1 protein-coding gene is annotated in these 2080 nt (G+C 60.3%); it reads right to left on the bottom strand.

Going from position 1 to position 2080, the window contains the following annotated elements; translation table 11 throughout:
* Positions 1-298 precede the first annotated feature (298 nt).
* Complete coding sequence (locus WAW39_RS20005) at positions 299-1672, bottom strand: alkaline phosphatase family protein (RefSeq protein ID WP_422320931.1); 1374 nt, start codon at positions 1670-1672, stop codon at positions 299-301.
* Between the last annotated feature and the right edge of the window lie 408 nt (positions 1673-2080).

Genomic DNA, 2080 nt, shown 5'->3' with positions numbered 1-2080 from the left:
CGGCGGAGCGGCCCCATTGGCTGCGTCGTGTGCTTGCCTGTTATTTCCAAATAGCAGGCGGCGCACTCTCCTTGCCACTGGGGCCGCTGCGCTCGCCGGATCAAAATGACAATCTTTTTGAGAACCGGTCTAGCTCATGGTAGGACGCCATGGCGCAACGCAAGCCCCAAGGCGTGTGGGAACGCTCGCAGTCGGGCGGTTTGGCGGAAGTCCTTTTATGTGGTTGCGAATGCCTTGCGCGCCAAACACGACCGACCTACAGCCCGGAGGCTCGGGTCTTGTCCATGATCTCACGCGATTACTTCGCCAGCGCTTCCTCCAGCACCCGGCCATCCGCGTCAGGGAAGGGGATGCCGAGGAGCTTGGCCATCGTGGGTGTCACGTCGATGTTCTTCATCTCATCGAGCTCCACGCCCTGCTTCACACCGGCGCCGCTGATGACAAAGCCGCCGTAGAGATTGGGATCGAGCTGAAAGTGGCCATGGGCACCTTTGGGGGGATCGTTGGGAATGATGACGTTGGTGTCAGCAAGCGAATCGGTGAAGGTGTAGCCGTCTGCAGCCAGCAGCACGAGGTCGGGTTCGCGGCCATCTTTCGCGGCGGTGAGGTGATGCAGCTTGGCATCGAAATCCTTCGCCTCGACCACGCCCTCCACGCCTTCCAGCTTCGCGAGCGTTGGCGTGATCTGTTTCAAAACGCTGTCACGATTGGCATCATCCAGCACATACACGAAGCACGCTCCGCCTTCGGCCATGGCGAAGACCTGGGAATCGGGTGCGAGGCTCTTGCCCAGCACGGCTTTCACGAAGCCGTCCTTCCGCAGCGCGGCGTTGGCATTGATGGATTTGGTGTAGGTGACGAATCCGTGATCGGTGGTGATGACGAAGGCCGTCTTGTCGCGGATGCCCGCCTCTTCCGTGGCACGCACGATGTCCGCCACACGGTTGTCCGAATCATTCGCGGCCCAGTAGGCCTCCGAGACCTGGCGACCGTGCGCATGCTCAAAGGAGTCCAGGCTCACCAGGTGCAGCGCGAGGAAGTTCGGCTTGTGCTTTTTGATGATGTGCTGGGCCAGCTGCGAGTACATGTAATCCCGCTGCGCCTTGCCGGGGTTGCCCAGCTTGCACCACTCGTTCTGCTTCTCGATGGGGATGCCGGCGGCCCGCGCTTCCTCCAGCAGGGAAGGGGTGCCGTATTTCTCGAAGAGCGCTTGATCAAACACATCCGGCACGGTCCAGTCCAGCGTTTTGGCTCCGCGTGAGGCAGGCCAGATCACCCCGGCGGTGGTCAAACCGGCCGCCTTCGCTGCGTCGTAGATGGTGGGGGTTTTGACAATCTCGTCCTTGTTGAAGATCGGGTCAGGAATCAGCGGCACCTTCTTCCGCGTGGCACGGTCAAAGTACTCATTGGCCAGCACGCCATGCTTTCCCGGATGCACGCCGGTGACCAGCGTCGTGTGGTTCGTCCACGTCACGGTGGGGAAGGAGCACTCCATGCGCTTGGCCCGCACGCCCTTGGCCGCCAGCGCCTTCACGGCGGGCATGTGGCACTTGGGATCATCAAAGTACTGATGCGCCCAGCCATCAATGCTGATGAGGATGACGTGCTCCGCAGGGGCTGCGTGGGCAAAGGAAGCTGCGGTGACGAGAAGGGCGAGGGCGCGGTAAAGCATAAAGAGGAAGCCTTATCTACGGGCGGTGGGCGTCAATCCTGTCTGCCAAGAGGAAGTACGAGGCGCTGTGGGCTGGAAAGATCTTTGGAACCCATGGGAGATCCTGTCTGGGGGTGGTTTGATACCATGATGCCAAACCCGGATCAGAGCCCAAAGGCACCGGTTTGGCACCTCCTTCGCCCGTGATCCTGGCGGCAGGATCCCAGGCTCATGAGCCTGCTTTGATCCCAGGCTGAGCCTGACACCAGACCGGCGACGCGTGGGGGAAACCTGCATCATCATACCACTCCATGCTACATGATGCTTCCAGCGGAGTCGAAAACACCCGGAGGGGTTTTGTTTCTTTACCCATTGGTGTACCCTCTGGTGTCAGGATCACAGGATCAGTACCTATATATAGGTACTGAT

The sequence above is a fragment of the Prosthecobacter sp. genome (assembly GCF_049294395.1).
GTDB lineage: Bacteria > Verrucomicrobiota > Verrucomicrobiia > Verrucomicrobiales > Verrucomicrobiaceae > Prosthecobacter.
Note: the sequence above shows the minus strand (reverse complement) of the source record. Positions and strands in the feature narration are given on the sequence as shown.

Coding starts and splice junctions, on each gene's coding strand:
- WAW39_RS20005 (WP_422320931.1), bottom strand. CDS start 1,672: ATGCTTTACCGCGCCCTCGCCCTTCTCGTCACCGCAGCTTCCTTTGCC.